Here is a 16,085-nt window from a genome sequence, read left to right as displayed (position 1 = left end):
CAAAGGTCTTGTTATTTTTCTTAACGCCGTTGTTTTTTATTATTTTTATCTTTTTCCAGCTCCGCCTGCGCCACCAATTTAATATCCTGTGCCCTAATCCAATCGGGGCTATATTCTTTTAACCCCGCCATTGCTGTGCTGGCATTGGGCAGGGCAAGTTCGGGTGCGCCAACCATTAAATATCGCTCTGCACTGGCCAATGCCGCGCGCGCAGTGTCGCCTTCATATTGGTAAACCACGCCCAATTGATACCATGCAAAGGGATTGCGATTATCCTTTGTCACCGATGCTTTTAACACTTTTTCCGCCTCGGCATAATTTTCTGCATTTTCCGTGGCGATTAAGGCATGGCCAAAAATGGCGGCGATTAAGGGTTGGTTATTGGTAATTTGCGTTGCCTTGCGCAGCGATGCCAGCGCCTCATCCGGTTTGCCGCTTTCCAATAATATCTGCCCACGTAGTTCAAGAAAATATGGGTCCAAAGGTTCAGATTCGACCAACCTATCTGCCTCCTCCAACGCGCGAAGCGGATAGGCGGATTTATGCCATGCATAGGCACGGGCATAGCGTGCAGGGATGCTATTATCGCTATTGGGATATTCACGCAGGGTTTTATTGGGATCGTTAATATATCCCATTAACTTTGCCTTGACCCGTTTGAAATCGCTTTCCCATTTGGGGTTTAAGGGCGCGTCCCATGCCGGATCAACGCTATAGCTTTCTTGTAAAACCTGTACCCGTTCGCCCGATAAAGGATGGGTGCGATTATAGCTATTTTCCTGGGGGATGCCCAATCGAAATTCCAAATTCTGCAATTTTTTAAAAAAGTTAATCGACCCTTTGCCAGTAATGCCGGCGGCAGAGAGATATCGCGCGCCCGATGCGTCGGCCACGCCTTCTTGTTGGCGGGAAAATGCCAAAAATTTACCCAATGCAGCTTGCTGTCCTGCGGCCAATATCCCCGCGCCCGCTTCTCCCGCACCTGCGGCAATTGCCGCAGCGGCAAGGATGAGTGAGGCAATGGAAATTTTTGACGCCGCGCCCAATCCTTCGTCAAAACGGATAACATGGCCGCCCTCTACATGGCCCAATTCATGGGCAATCACGCCTTGCACTTCATTGGCGGTGTCCGCTGCCTCTATCAAGCCGCTGTGAATATAAACCGTTTGACCGCCCGCCACAAATGCGTTGATGCTGCCATTATTAATCATTACAATTTCGACATTTGCCGGGTCAAGATTTGCCGCCTTGATTAACGGCACGGAAATTTCATGTAAAAACGCCTCTGTTTCGGCATCGCGTAAAATTGATTGTGCCATAACAGGCTGCACTGTGAATAAAAATGCGGCGGCAATGGCCAAAATATTGGCAATTTTTGTTGGAATATATGTCAGGCGATGTTTTGTATTGTCATGCATCATCCCTATTTGCCCTTATTTTCATGAACCAGAAATGAAGGATAAGCAGATATAGCATAAATTCAAACATAATAGTTTGCGCTCTGCCCTTGCTTGTTCCTATGGATAGTTTATTCAAATTGAAAAAATGATATTAAACAGGTCAATGATATTGCGGTTTTGGATGTTAAGTTAAAGGGCATGGGCGTTGAATAGTAAAACCAAAGATATGGATGTTGAAAATAGGGTAAATAAAAATCCCACTATGGTCGATGTTGCACGTCATGCTGGTGTGTCGTTAAAAACCGTCTCCCGCGTGTTGAATGGAGAGGCGCATGTCCGTAAAAAAACCCGTGATGCGGTGGTGGAATCGGCCAATAAACTGGATTATCGGTTAAATTTGGCGGCGCGTAATTTGCGCGTCGGGGCACAGCAAAATATATTATTATTGATGAATAATCCCAGCCGAAGCTATATTCAAAATATGCATTTTGGCGCGATGATGCAATGTCAGCAAATGGGCATTCAGGTGCATTTGAATATCGACCCGTTAAGCGCCCAGCAATTGGAAATCATCATCCAAAAATTATCCCCCAGTGGGATTATTGTCGCCCCCCCATTATGCGATGATGACAGTATTTTGGATATTTTGCATAAATTAGATACCAAATATGTGGCGATTTCACCCAAAAATCCGGCAAAAACAAAATTATCGGTTAATATTGGTGATGAAAAGGCCGCATTTGAAATGACCCAATATTTGATTAAATTGGGCCATCGCGATATTGGCTTTATTAAGGGGCATCCCGACCATGGGGCGAGTGAAAAGCGGCTGCGCGGATATTTGCGTGCGCTGCGTTCGGCCAATATAACCCCCAATGAGGATATTATTTTGGACGGTTTATTCGATTATGACAGCGGGCTGTCCGCCGCACAGAAATTTTTCAACCTGCCAAAATATCCCAGCGCAATTTTCGCCAGCAATGATGACATGGCCGCCGCCGTGATGTCAGAGGCATATCGGCGCAATATTCGCATACCCGATGATATTAGCATTGTGGGATTTGACGATTCCCCCATCGCATCGGTAATCAGCCCGCAATTAACAACATTGCGCCAACCATTGGAGGCATTGGCACAACGCGCGGTGCGTTTATTGCATGATAATTTGTCGATGATGTCGGGGGGGCAAAAAATACTTACCCTGGAGCATGAGTTAATAATCCGTAGCTCCTCCGGCCCGATGGCATAATCAAATAGCATCACCCCATATAATTTGGACAATATATGAGGTCACGATAGGCGTCATGGCGATGATTTACGGGTAAAATTGCTATTGGGCTTGCTTATCTTGCAAAAGCAGCCTTATATCTTCCCTTGGCCATATGGAGAGATGTGGCCTTAAATGTAAAAATTTCTTTGGGAGAGGAAAAATAATGTCATTATCGCTTATCGCAATTATTTGCGGTTTGCTTGCAGTTATTTATGGCTTTGTGACCAGCCGACAAGTGCTGGGCGCATCCGCCGGAAATGAAAAAATGCAAGAAATCGCTGCTGCTATTCAAGAGGGGGCAAGCGCCTATCTTGGCCGGCAATATCGTGCCATCGCCATTGTTGGTGTGGTCGTTGCCATTTTGGTTGGCTGGTTTTTGGGTGTTACATCGGCTGTTGGTTTTGTCATCGGTGCTTTATTATCCGGCGTTGCGGGATATATTGGAATGAATATTTCAGTTCGCGCCAATGTGCGCACCGCCGCCGCCGCGCAAACCGGCCTGCAACAGGGATTGACCATGGCGTTTCGCGCCGGGGCAATTACCGGCATGTTGGTCGCCGGGCTTGCATTATTGGCGATAAGCTGTTTCTTTTATTTCCTTACCGATGTTCAGGGGATGCGCCCCAATGATCGCCATGTGATTGATGCTTTGGTTTCATTGGCATTTGGCGCGTCGTTAATTTCCATTTTTGCGCGTTTGGGCGGCGGTATTTTTACCAAAGCTGCCGATGTGGGCGCCGATTTGGTGGGCAAGGTAGAGGCCGGAATTCCAGAGGATGATCCACGTAACCCCGCCGTTATTGCCGATAATGTGGGCGATAATGTGGGCGATTGTGCGGGCATGGCCGCCGATTTGTTCGAAACCTATGTGGTGACCGTTGGCGCAACCATGGTGCTGATTGCTTTGTTGGTGAAAAGCGCGGGCGATTTGTTAATGCCGTTGATGAGCCTGCCTTTGTTAATTGGCGGCGTGTGCATTATCACTTCAATCATCGGGACTTATGCTGTTCGTTTGGGCAGCTCAAATAATATTATGGGCGCAATGTATAAGGGGTTTTTATTAACCGCGATACTTTCCATTCCGGCAATTTGGCTTTCAATCAGCCATGCCCTTGGCGGTATGGAAACGCTAATTGGCGCGGATTTAGAGGGTAATGGCGGCTTTACAGGGCGCACATTATTTTATTGTTCCTTGCTAGGTTTAATCGTCACGGCGCTCATTATTTGGATTACCGAATATTATACCAGCACCGAATATCGCCCCGTGCGTTCGATTGCCAAGGCATCGGAAACCGGACATGGCACCAATGTTATTCAAGGATTGGCGATTAGTTTGGAATCCACCGCATTACCCACATTGGTTATTTGCGCAGGCATTATTATCGCGCATCAATTGGCCGGTTTAATCGGCATTGCCTTTGCTGCGACCGCCATGTTGGCCTTAGCCGGGATGGTTGTTGCATTGGATGCCTATGGCCCGGTAACCGACAATGCCGGGGGTATCGCCGAAATGGCGGGCATGGACGATAGTGTTCGCGAAAAAACCGACGCGCTGGACGCCGTTGGTAACACCACAAAGGCAGTGACCAAGGGATATGCCATTGGTTCGGCGGGTCTGGCGGCATTGGTGCTATTTGCGGCATTTACCGCCGATTTGCGGGAATTTTTCCCCAATTTGACAGTGAATTTCAGTCTTGAAAACCCCTATGTCATTGTCGGATTATTGCTGGGCGCTTTATTGCCATATTTATTTGGTGCAATGGGCATGACGGCGGTTGGCCGCGCGGCGGGCGAAGTAGTGAAAGATGTGCGGGAGCAGTTTAAAAATAATCCCGGCATCATGACCTATGAAACCAAGCCAAATTATGCACGCACCGTTGATTTGGTGACAAAGGCGGCGATTAAGGAAATGATTATTCCATCATTATTGCCTGTTTTGGCGCCTATTGTGGTTTATTTTGTGATTGCAATGGTTGCTGGTCCGGCAAATGCATTTGCGGCGGTTGGCGCATTATTGCTTGGCGTGATTGTGGGCGGTTTGTTCGTTGCCATTTCGATGACATCTGGCGGCGGCGCATGGGATAATGCCAAAAAATATATTGAAGATGGCCATCATGGCGGCAAGGGTAGCGATGCCCATAAAGCTGCGGTGACCGGCGACACGGTTGGTGATCCATATAAGGATACCGCCGGTCCAGCGGTAAACCCCATGATCAAAATTACCAATATTGTGGCATTATTATTATTGGCCGCTTTGGCCGCATAATGCAGTAAACAATATTATATTTATACAAAGGATACCCCGTCATTTTGGCGGGGTATTTTTTGCCGTTTTTAAGTTACAAAATTTCATTATTTTATTACATCAAATGCTTGTTAAGTCATTTCATTTGGCTATATTAAAAATATAAGAGGCGAAAAGCCCACCATATTTTATCAGGGAAGATTAGAGGATATTATCATGAAAACTATTTTTGCAGCTTTACTGGTCGCTTCTGCTGCGCCAATTGCGTTAATGGCGGGCAGCACCGTTTCAATTGCACAGGACGCAAATAATATTAAAGCGGGCGAGGGACGTGTCGCGACCGAGGTTTTTGGTCGTAAACCAAATATGTTAAACCCTGTATTATCGCCATCGGGCAATAAAATCGCGTTTAAATCGGTTCAGGGTAGCGATGATTATATCGTCTATATTGATATGACGAAAAAGCCTGTTGTGCCTGTTGTTGTTTTGGCCGCAAATGAAGTGGTTGATGCGGGTGACCGCACGGTTGTTAGCTGGCGTTGGGTGGGGGAGGATAATCTTGTCCTGACCATGCAATCGCGTGATATTTTCTTTGGCCAACGCGGCGATGTGTCGCGTTTGGTGAATTATGATTTGGAAACCAAAAAATTGGTGACCCTTGCATGGGATGGCGCAGCGGGCAATGGCGGTACCATTATGCATATTGATCATGAAAATGATAAAATTTTGGTGCAACGTTCCGCATTAAGTGATCGGGGACGTCCAGAGGTTATCAGCATTGATGTAAAGACCGGAAAATATAAAAATGTTGAACGCACAAATTCAATCATCAACAGCTTTATCGCCGATTCAAAAGGTGTGGTGCGCGCGGCCTATGCCAGCGGGGATGATGGAAAAAGCCGTGTTTTATATCGTTCCGATGAAAAGGGCACATTGAAAACTGTTTTAAAAGATCAAGATAAGGATTTTACCGGCGAAGGGTTGATTGTACCGGAAATATTCCTGCCCAATGATATGGCATATGCGACAAGCCGCCATGAAAACACCACCGCCCTTTATAAAATAAATATGGCCAATGGCGAAGTGGTGGAAAAGGTTTTTGAAAAAGAAGGTTATGATATTAACGGTTTAATCCGAAATTATGATGGCGATGATATTGTCGGGGTCAGTGTGTTTGACGGCCAAAGTTATAGCGAATATTTTGAACCAAAACGCCAACAAGTCATGGAATTTTTGAACGAAGAATTTGGTGAAAAAAATGCGCGTTTGGCCTCGATAAATAAAGATTTTACCAAAATATTAGTCCAGCTTTCAAAGCCATCACAGGCAGGAAGCTATTATTTATATGATTTGGAAAGCGGCAGTTTCAATAAATTGGGCGATGTTCGCAATGTCCTTGGCAATGCGGAATTAAACCCGATGGAGTCGGTATATTATACCGCAAGCGACGGCATGAAAATTCAGGCAATTGTCACCTATCCCCGTCATCGTCCTTCGCGTAAAAATTTACCCGTTGTGGTGATGCCGCATGGTGGCCCATTTGGCATTAAAGATGAAGTTGAATTTGGTTATTTTCCATGGACACAGGCAATGGCGGAATTGGGCTATGTCGTGATCCAACCAAATTATCGTGGTTCGGGCGGCTATGGTGCGGAATTTGAAAAAGAAGGCCGTAAGCCAAATGGATATGGCGAGCGGATGCAGGATGATTTAAATGACGCGCTGACCGCATTTTCGGAAACTGGGCTGATTGATAAAAATCGCGCTTGTATCATGGGCTGGTCATATGGCGGATATGCCACCGCGCGCGGGGCACAGCGCGATGCCGATAAATGGAAATGCGCCATTGCGGGCGCGGGCGTTTATGATTTCCCGATGATGAAGGCATATGACATAAATGCATTTGGTTCATTTGGTGCGGGTTATCAGGCGACATCTGATGATTTGGTCGGCATTTCATCTGCGCGTAATACCGATGGGCCATGGGCGCCAATTTTAATCGTTTCTGGCCTTCGCGATGCACGCATCCCCATTGAACAGGCGCGCACTTTGGTGTCGCGTTTAAAGGGTTCAGGTAAAAAAGAGGGCGTGGATTTTGAATATATTGAAAATAAAAAAGGCACGCACAACCTTCCTTATGAAGATCAACATGTCGAATGGTTGGAAGGTGCGGAACGTTGGTTAAACAGGTTTAACCCCGCCTATATTGAAAGCGACATTGATAAACCCGTTCCGGTGAAATTAATGTCGAAATAAATTTTCATCGCTATTTTGAAACAGAAGGCCGTCCGTTAATTTGGGCGGCCTTTTTTCATGATAATGGGTAATTTTTCGCCATTAGTAATTTATTACATTCTTGCTGTTATAGATTTTTGCAAAGATTGTTTGGGAAAAGTGAATGGCCGATAATTTGGCACAAAATTTGTCGTTGCGGACATATGATAGTATAGACGGGGGATATGAAGATATTTCGCCGCGCGGCGGCGCACAAATATCTGCTGCCCCGCCACCTCACTATATCAGCCGGATTATGCATTTTGAGGAATTAAACTGCCAATTTGGCCATGAATGGGATGATTTGGAAAAAAAGGCGGTTGAACCAAATTGTTTTTACAGCAGATGGGCCATGGCGGCTTCTTTACCGCATTTTGATATTACAAAGAAAATTCGTTTTTTCACCCTTTGGCTATATGAAAATGCCGACCCTGAAGACGCAAAATTATGTGCCTTAGTGCCCATAGAGCCGATGTATCAATATGGTAAATATCCCATCATTCATTGGCAAAATTGGCTGCATCATAATATTTTTGCTGGCTCGCCATTGGTTTTGGAGGATGCGACAGAGGCATTTTGGGAAGCGATACTTAAAAAATTTGACCGCCAAATGGGGTTATCATTATTTTTGCATATCAATTTAATGCAAAGCAATGGCCCATTGGCGCGGGCGTTGCGCGCGGTTTCATCGCGAAAGGGCCGCCATACCGCCATGGTATGGCAGGAAAGTCGGGCCATGTTGATAAAGGGACAGACGCCCGAAAATTATTATGAAAATGTCGTGCGTTCCAAAAAACGTAAGGAATTACGCCGCCAAGCCAATCGATTAAAAGAATTGGGGGAATGTAAATTTATTAGATGCGATATTAACGATCCCTTATTGGTTCAAAATTGGATTGATGATTTTCTGAAGATAGAATCTGCAGGATGGAAGGGCGCAAATGGGTCTGCATTAAATACGCACCCCGATAGTTTGGCGTTTTTCCATGATATAATCATCAAAGCCGCATTTGAAGGAAAGGCGGAATTATTATCGCTTACCCTAAAGGGAGAACCAATAGCCATGTTGGTGAACCTATTTTCTGGCGAAGGCTGTTTCTCCTTCAAAACCACCTATGATGAGCAATATTATAAATATTCACCCGGTGTGCTGTTGCAAATTGAAAATCTTTTATTGTTAAACCGTGATAATTTCCAATGGTGCGATAGCTGCGCAGTAGAGGGGCATCCGATGATTGATAGTCTATGGAGTGATAAGCGCAGCATGGGGCGGTTTTCCATTGCAATTGGTGGGCCAATAAAACAGGCGATTTTTTCTCTATTAAGACGGGTGGAGGATTATAAATCGGGCAAGGCTGCGCCGCGATTTGATATAATCAATCAAGCATAATTTATACATAATTTGGCAAAGGCAAAATATATGAACGACATGACCAAGATTGAACATCAGGTTTTTGATGATGAAGCGCGTCATATTTTTGAACAAAATTATCCAGAAATACCGCATAAAATTAAGCATCAATTAGAAGGCCATAAATTATTAACCTTGGATGCTTTGGCGTTGTTGGGCGATGCGTTGCCGCCGCAATTTGTTGAATATAATAAAGGCGATTTACCCATTGGGGTTGATCCGGATAATGTGCCCAAAAATGGCATGAGCATTGGCGATACCATTCGCAATATTGATGTGGCGAAAAGCTGGGCCGTGTTAAAAAATATTGAACAAAATCCGCAATATGAAAAATTATTATTGGATTTATTGGCGGAAATTAAACCGACAATAGAGGATAAAACAGGCGCGATGCTGCGCCCGCAGGGGTTTATTTTTGTGTCATCGCCAAATGCGGTCACGCCATATCATTTCGATCCGGAACATAATATTTTAATGCAGCTTCGCGGACATAAAAGCATGACCCAATTTCCGGCGGGCGATGTGCGTTTTGCCCCGCCATCATCCCATGAAAATTACCATAGTGGCGGGCCGCGCAATTTAATTTGGTCCGATGATTTTCTGGACAGCGGGACGCAATATACACTTTACCCTGGCGATGCATTATTTGTTCCTGTCATGGCGCCGCATTTTGTTAAAAATGGCAGCGAGCCTTCCATTTCGCTTTCCATCACATGGCGTTCAAATTGGAGCTTTGATGAGGCATATGCCCATGGGTTTAACGGCATGATGCGCAAATGGGGCATGTCGCCCAATCCACCCAAAAGATATCCTGGGCAAAATAAATTTAAATCAATCGCATATCGCGCGATAAATAAAATTTTGCCGCAGGGATAATCTTTATTTTTTTAAGCCTATGTGAAATCGGGATTAGAATAATTTCCTAAGCCCGATTTCAAATCTCCGTCCCACAGGGTCGATTAAATCGCGTTGATAGCCAATGGGCACAAGGCCATCTCCATCGACGGTGGTAACATAATCATCCAAAATATTATTCACGACAAAGGATAATCTTGTCCCCTTCATAAAGGGAAGGGCGGATTTCAACCATTTGGCGCGTTCGTCCAAATTGATGAAGAAACGCAAATCTATGTCCAATTTATCGCTGAAAAATAATTCCTCACTATTGGTCATGCTGTCGCTCGCAATTTTTGTTTTACCGCGATAGGTGGCCGAAACTCGGCTGCCCATGCCCTTGTAAAAAAGGCCGCCTTCCATCGTGACGCTGTGGCGCGGTGTCCCGCCAAGGCCCGATACGCCAAAACCATCCAACCTATCCAAAACGGGCAGGCCAGTGCGCAAAATTGCTTGATCCTTTAATTGGATATTATGGAATAGCGATAATTGCCAACCACCATCGGGCCGATTGCCGCCAAACATGCCGCCTGGCCCGCCGCCGCCTCTTGACCCGCCACCACCAGCACCGCCACCACCGGCACCACGTGGTCCTTCACCTCTTGGCCCGCCGCCTGCTCTAGGCGCGCCCTCTTGGCCTGAATTCGGGCCTGATTGCGGGGCCGCCGATTTGGGCATGAATTGGCCCGATAAATTTAATCCCCAGCGCAGGGTTTTGCTTTTTTCTTCTGCAATGTTAATCGACCGCCGGTCAACTGAGACAAGCTGCCCAAATGAATCGCGCACCACACGTTCGGGGAAATATGTCTCAATTAATGGGGTTAATAGGGGCAGGCTGCCAATGCTATTTTCGGTCCGATTATTGACCAGATTCAATTGCAATGATTTTCGGCCATCGGAGGAAAGGGCAATATTTGCGCCAATGTTAAAATCATATCGCCTTTCGGGTCGTAAATTGGGATTCCCACCGCTGATTAAATCGGCAAATACCGTATTTCCGGTGGTAAAATCAAAAGTTTGCACATTGGGGGTGACAATGATGGGCGCACCAATTGCGGATATAGATGCAGCATTTTCATTGCTGGTATAACCTAAATTTAAATTTAAGAATTTAAATGGCCGCCAATTAACGCCGCCGCCATATTCATATAATTTGCCAACATCGCTGACATCATCGGCTGCACCATTAACATTTAACGACAAATAACCCAATTTGCCCAAAAATCCTTCCTCATCATCCAAAATAGGAATATTTAGATTTAACCGAGAGGATAGGGTTTGGCGGTTCAGGCTGCTGTTCGTTGTGCCGGTTTGGCGCAAGGTCATGCTATGTATATTTTGGTCGGCATAGCTGCTGTTTATCGACATTTGCACTGGCCCAGCGGGCAGTTCAAAAATCGAACCTGAAATTAACATATTAAATGTTAAATCCTTATTCACCTGATCCGAAATATCGGGCGCAGATTGTGATAAAGCAGCATAGATATTTGGATCAAATGGGTTGGCCGTGCCGGCCAATATGGCCGCCTGTATCGCATCAATATCCAATGAACGCGACGTGATGATATTTGATTTGCTAATATCATAATTTGCCGATGCGCTGATATCCCATTGGCCAACGGCATGGTTTAGGCCCAATGAAAATTTGCTGTCATGTGATGTGCTATTGCTGCGTAAAATGCCAGCGCCGGTAACATAATTATTCACCAAAACATCATTTGAAAATGGGGAATATATGCTGGAGTCGGGCAATAATAAACTGACCTGTGACAGCCCATTTAAAGAATTTTTGTCGGTTAATTCATATGATGCATTGGCGGTTAATTTTGTGCGCGGGGCAAGGGCATAGCTGATCGTGCCATTTACCGCAAAGCGATCTTGCGATGGGGAAAGCGTGCGAAATGGTTGCACAGCATTGGGATCGATAATTTGGCTTTGCGCGGCAAAATCGGTCAAATTGGGGTTAATTGATACGGGGGCCAAAATTTGGCTGGTGGTATTTCCGGTTAAGGATGAAAGCGCGGGATCAATTTCACCATTGGGTAAAAGCCCACTGACCGCCCCGCCAAGCGCATAGGGCAGGGATGCAGATGGGCTGATAATATCCCGCTCATCCTCTGTAATGGCGTTATTGGTCGCATATTCCGATTTCAGGCTTAGCCTTATTTTTTGGCCAATGGAGGTAAAGCTATTTTCCCATTCGACATCATTTTGACCTTTATTGCCCGTTTGGCCATAATCAACATCAAAATTAAAGGCGGAAAAACCGCTTTTCAAAATAAGGTTCACCACGCGTTGATCGGCGCGATACCCATATTGCAGGGCAAGTTCCTCGGGGAAAATTTGCACCTGCCTTATCGCCTCTGGCGGCAGATCGCGCAATTCACGAAAACTGGAAATACGCTGGCCATTTAATAAAATAACAGGCGCGCCATCGCCGCGTCCACGGGAGCTGGCGGTTTGTGGTGCCAATGCCTGAATTAATTCAGCGGTTGATGACGCGCCATAGGATGCAATATCGGCTTCGGTTAATTCGTTAATTGGTTGCACATCGGTAATGACCGCGCCGGGTAAACGTTCGGCGGTTACGATGATAGTTTCTTGGCTGTCATCAATATTATCATCAAAAACTATTTGTTCAGGTTCATTGATTTGCGTTTCAACCTGACCATGGGCCATTGGAGTGAAAATAAGCGCGCAACCGCAAAATAGGCTTGAATAAAAGCAGGTCGATACCTGCCCTTTGGGGGAGAATGATAAGTTCATATTTCTTCTTTTTATAAAAATTAAATGTTAAAAATTCGGATTATGTCCATTTGGATATAAATATGATGCACTCTTTAACAGTTTTTATTTGTAGCAAAATGTAACCATGACGAACAAAATATATATTATTTTTAGACCAAAGAGGTAATTTTGCCGACAAGGGGGGTGTTAATGCGGCTTTTCTTTTCACTCATTTCCATGTATGGGCGCGACATTGGTTCAAAAATTTTTTTTGACGATCAGAATAGTGAGAATAAATGGCTAAAGAAGAATTACTCGAAATGCGCGGCACGATTAAGGAATTATTGCCAAATGCAATGTTCCGTGTCGAATTGGAAAATGGACATGAAGTATTGGGCCATACGGCCGGAAAAATGCGCAAAAACCGTATCCGCGTTTTGGTGGGTGATGAGGTGTTGTGCGAACTTACCCCATATGACCTGACCAAGGGCCGCATTACATATCGCTTTAAATAATAAATAATTTGTGATGTTTTAATGCAGTTAATTTTGGCATCATCCAGCCCGCGCCGACGCGATTTATTGGCCCGTATCGGCGTTATTCCAGATATAATTCAAAGCCCAAATATTGACGAAACGCCGTTAAAGGGGGAATTGCCGCGTGATTATGTGCTGCGTATGGTGCAGCAAAAGGCGGCGGCGGTAACGCGGCCACCATCGCATATTGTGTTGGCCGGTGATACCAGCGTCATTTTGGGCAGGCAGATTTTGCCCCAAGCGCAGGATAAAGAAACCCAGCGTATTTTTTTACAAAAATTAAGCGGGCGGCGGCACCGTGTGATAAGCGGTGTGTGCGTTATTGATGATAAGGGGCAGGCCCGCAGCGAGCTTTGCACCACCATTGTGCGCTTTAAACGCCTGCATAGCGACGAAATAGAGGCATATGTTCAAAGCGAAGAAGGTTTAGGCAAGGCAGGCGGCTATGCCATTCAAGGACGCGCAGAGGCGCTTATCAATTGGATGAGCGGCAGCCATAGCGCGGTCATTGGCCTACCATTATTTGAAACGCGCAAATTATTGCGGCATGCTGGCTATCATGTCGATTGATAATTATGTCCATTGATAATCAAGGCCCGCAATGGATTTATGAAGATGGCATTGGGGAACAGCGCGCATTATTGATACAAAATGGCCAGCCAATTGCGCTGCGCCTGCAACATCCGCAAATCATGCGTTATGGCCGTATATTTGATGGTAAAATCGTCAAAAAAATATCGGGAAAAAATCTTGCCATTATTTTGGATGACAATGATGTGGAGGCATTATTACAGCCCATTCCCAAAGGGGTGAGTGAGGGGCAGCATATACGCGCCGAAATTAAACGCGAACCTATTGAAGAAAAAGGGCGGTTTAAATTTGCGCTGGCCAAGCCTGCATTGGATTTAGCCAAATTGTCCAACGGATATGATTTGGCGCAAATTATATCAGCGCCGCTAGACTGCAAACAGGCAGAACCAAAAAAGTCTGTTTCAACACTGGTAGCCGCGAATCAGCAAAAGCCTCCACGAAAATTAACCCCGCAAATTGAAAATATATTCGATTATGGGTGGGAGGATTTATACCAAATGGCATGGGATGGTCAGTGGGTTTTTGAAGGGGGGGAATTGGACATTCATATCACCCCGGCAATGACGTTAATTGACATTGACGGCAGCCTGCCGCCATATCAGCTTGCCAAAAAGGCCGCAGAACAAGTGGCGAAGGCCATTTACGCCTTTGATTTGCAAGGGTCGATTGGCGTTGATTTCCCGACATTGGCATTAAAATCAGAACGTCAGGAAATCTGCGATATTTTTGACGCACATATGCATGCAAATTGTGAGCGCACTGCGGTTAATGGATTCGGTTTTATGCAAATTGTGCGCAGGCGCACAGGGCCATCGGTGGTGGAAATATTGCAATATCGGCGCAGCTATGCCGCCGCCGTACAAATATTGGCGCGTGCCGCAAATATAAAGGGCGCAGGGCAATTGCAAATTAAGGTTCATCCCGCAATTGCCGCCTTATTGGAACAGAATCAGGGGCTGGTCGATTCACTGCAAAATGCGTTGGGCCGTCAGATAAATCTTAGTTCATCGGGTCATTTGCCAATATATGGGGCATTATTTCATAATGAGGCGGAAATTTATGGATAAAATATCAGGAACAAAATGTCCCTCGTGCCGAAAAAATAGCAATAGCGAATTTGCACCATTTTGCAGTGCAGGATGCAAGGATAGGGACCTTTTGCGTTGGTTGGGCGAGGGATATCGGATTGCTGGAGAGCGTGTCGACCCGATGGCGATGGACCAATTTTCGGACGATGAATAATAAAATCACTAAAAATTGCATAAAAGGCTTGCCAAGATGAGGTGCTGCTGCTTATAGGCTTCGCTTCCGCATCAATGCGGATAGCTTGCAATAATTTGCAAGTGCCCGAGTAGCTCAGGGGTAGAGCAGCGGATTGAAAATCCGCGTGTCGGTGGTTCAAATCCGCCCTCGGGCACCATTTTTCTTGAGAAGTTTGCAAAGGCATATTTTTCAAGAAAAATATGCTACTTTATTTTTTGGGCGCAAGGCGCGGCGAAATTTTCCTCTTATCTTAAATATATCCAAAGACCGCTGCGGTTAGGATATTTGTTGCAAAAGATGGGATTTATGCCACTAATTTACCATGAATAATGAAAAGCAGCCAAAAAATATAATAAATGTAGAGCCGTCTAAAGATAAGTCGTCTAAAGTTAAGTCGTCTAAAGATAAGCTGGGCAAGGATAAAGTGCCCAAAGTAAAAGCCGCACCCTTTATCATCTCTGGAGAGAGTATCGCGCCTGGGACAGCGCGGCGTGTCGCCCTTCCGGTCAGCGACCTTTCCGCCGGTATGCAGGCAAATTTAGAAGTGCATGTGGTGCATGGCAGATATAAAGGCCCCACTATTTTTATCAGCGCCGCAATACATGGCGATGAAATTACCGGCACAGAGATTATCCGGCGTGTAATTGCAAAACTGCGTCCCAAGGCGCTTGCGGGGACGATTTTGTGCCTGCCCGTCGTCAATATGTTTGGATTTATTGCACAGCAAAGATATTTGCCCGACAGGCGCGATTTAAATCGGTGCTTTCCTGGTTCTAAAAAAGGTTCACTTGGTTCACAGCTTGCCTATATTTTCACCTCAGAAATTGTGGATCGATGCTCGCTGGGCATTGATATTCACTCTGCGGCGCAGCATAGATATAATTTGCCGCAAATCCGCATTGATGCGGGCAGCGAACGGCTTGCCGAATTGGCAAAGGCCTTTGCCCCGCCTGCCATTATCGTTTCTGCGCTACGCGATGGTTCTTTGCGAGCCATGGCAAAGGAGCGCGGGGTGGAAATGTTGTTGATGGAGGCGGGAGAGGCGCTGCGCATTGATGATTTTTCGGTTAATATTGGGGTGATTGGTATTTTCCGTGTCCTGCAAAATATGGGGATGATAAAAACCAAAAGATTGGGCAAGGTGGCGGCAAAGCCGGCCCGTGCAAAGGGCAGTTTTTGGCTTCGCGCCAGCCGTGGGGGATTGTGCAAAATGTTAAAAACATCGGGCAATGCGGTTAAAAAGGGGGAGGTAATAGCCGAAATTTCCGATATATTTGGCGAGTGTCCAGAAGAATTAACCTGTCCTGCCGATGGTTTAATTATTGGCCATTCAAATTTGCCAATTGTGAATCAGGGCGATGCATTATTCCATATTGCCGAGGTTAAATTATTTGATGATGTGGAGGAAAGGATTGAAAAATTATCCGATGCAATTTTCAGCGAAACTTTATTAGATGAAGATGAGCTTTTGTAA

General features: G+C 45.6%; 12 protein-coding genes and 1 tRNA gene. 11 read left to right on the top strand and 2 right to left on the bottom strand.

Annotation, left to right across the window (positions count from 1 at the left end):
* Positions 1-20: 20 nt before the first annotated feature.
* The gene (locus LPB140_RS10710) at positions 21-1,421 is read right to left on the bottom strand and encodes a M48 family metalloprotease (RefSeq protein WP_472548846.1); all 1,401 of its coding nucleotides are present in this window, start codon (positions 1,419-1,421) and stop codon (positions 21-23) included.
* Positions 1,422-1,605: 184 nt separating this feature from the next.
* Between LPB140_RS10710 and LPB140_RS10705 the strand changes: the two genes are divergently transcribed.
* From LPB140_RS10705 to LPB140_RS10685, 5 genes are all read left to right on the top strand, one after another.
* A complete protein-coding gene (locus LPB140_RS10705) occupies positions 1,606-2,649 on the top strand; it encodes a LacI family DNA-binding transcriptional regulator (RefSeq protein WP_156874193.1) in 1,044 nt (347 codons plus the stop codon).
* A gap of 184 nt (positions 2,650-2,833) precedes the next feature.
* Positions 2,834-4,936 carry a sodium-translocating pyrophosphatase gene (locus tag LPB140_RS10700; protein ID WP_072559822.1) on the top strand — a complete coding sequence of 701 codons (2,103 nt, stop codon included), beginning with the start codon at positions 2,834-2,836 and terminating at the stop codon, positions 4,934-4,936.
* Between the two features lie 195 nt (positions 4,937-5,131).
* Positions 5,132-7,171: an alpha/beta hydrolase family protein gene (locus tag LPB140_RS10695; RefSeq protein WP_072559821.1), complete on the top strand. Its 2,040-nt coding sequence runs from the start codon at positions 5,132-5,134 to the stop codon at positions 7,169-7,171.
* A 142-nt stretch (positions 7,172-7,313) separates the two neighbouring features.
* Complete coding sequence (locus tag LPB140_RS10690; RefSeq protein ID WP_072559820.1) at positions 7,314-8,579, top strand: GNAT family N-acetyltransferase; 1,266 nt, start codon at positions 7,314-7,316, stop codon at positions 8,577-8,579.
* Positions 8,580-8,609: 30 nt separating this feature from the next.
* Positions 8,610-9,476, top strand: coding sequence for a cupin-like domain-containing protein (locus LPB140_RS10685; RefSeq protein ID WP_072559819.1), 867 nt, complete (start codon positions 8,610-8,612; stop codon positions 9,474-9,476).
* Positions 9,477-9,509: 33 nt separating this feature from the next.
* On the opposite strand, the gene LPB140_RS10680 is transcribed toward LPB140_RS10685, so the two are convergent.
* A complete protein-coding gene (locus LPB140_RS10680; protein WP_072559818.1) occupies positions 9,510-12,173 on the bottom strand; it encodes a TonB-dependent receptor in 2,664 nt (887 codons plus the stop codon).
* Between the two features lie 344 nt (positions 12,174-12,517).
* Here LPB140_RS10680 and infA point away from each other — a divergent pair, with 344 nt between their 5' ends.
* The 6 genes from infA (at position 12,518) to LPB140_RS10650 (ending at position 16,085) form a co-directional block, all read left to right on the top strand.
* Complete coding sequence (gene infA, locus LPB140_RS10675; protein WP_072559817.1) at positions 12,518-12,736, top strand: translation initiation factor IF-1; 219 nt, start codon at positions 12,518-12,520, stop codon at positions 12,734-12,736.
* Positions 12,737-12,757: 21 nt separating this feature from the next.
* Entirely contained in the window at positions 12,758-13,327 is a 570-nt protein-coding gene (locus tag LPB140_RS10670) for a Maf family protein (RefSeq protein ID WP_072559816.1), read from the top strand.
* Between the two features lie 5 nt (positions 13,328-13,332).
* Entirely contained in the window at positions 13,333-14,415 is a 1,083-nt protein-coding gene (locus LPB140_RS10665) for a ribonuclease E/G (protein WP_072559815.1), read from the top strand.
* The gene (locus LPB140_RS10660; protein WP_072559814.1) at positions 14,408-14,590 is read left to right on the top strand and encodes a DNA gyrase inhibitor YacG; all 183 of its coding nucleotides are present in this window, start codon (positions 14,408-14,410) and stop codon (positions 14,588-14,590) included. The genes LPB140_RS10665 and LPB140_RS10660 overlap by 8 nt, the downstream gene beginning before the upstream one ends.
* A 103-nt stretch (positions 14,591-14,693) precedes the next feature.
* Positions 14,694-14,768: transfer RNA gene (locus LPB140_RS10655), tRNA-Phe, on the top strand.
* 165 nt (positions 14,769-14,933) lie between these two features.
* Positions 14,934-16,085, top strand: a complete 1,152-nt coding sequence (locus LPB140_RS10650; protein WP_083550338.1) for a succinylglutamate desuccinylase/aspartoacylase family protein — start codon at positions 14,934-14,936, stop codon at positions 16,083-16,085.

This window comes from Sphingorhabdus lutea (genome assembly GCF_001889025.1).
In the GTDB taxonomy this organism is placed as follows: domain Bacteria; phylum Pseudomonadota; class Alphaproteobacteria; order Sphingomonadales; family Sphingomonadaceae; genus Sphingorhabdus_B; species Sphingorhabdus_B lutea.
Note: the sequence above shows the minus strand (reverse complement) of the source record. Positions and strands in the feature narration are given on the sequence as shown.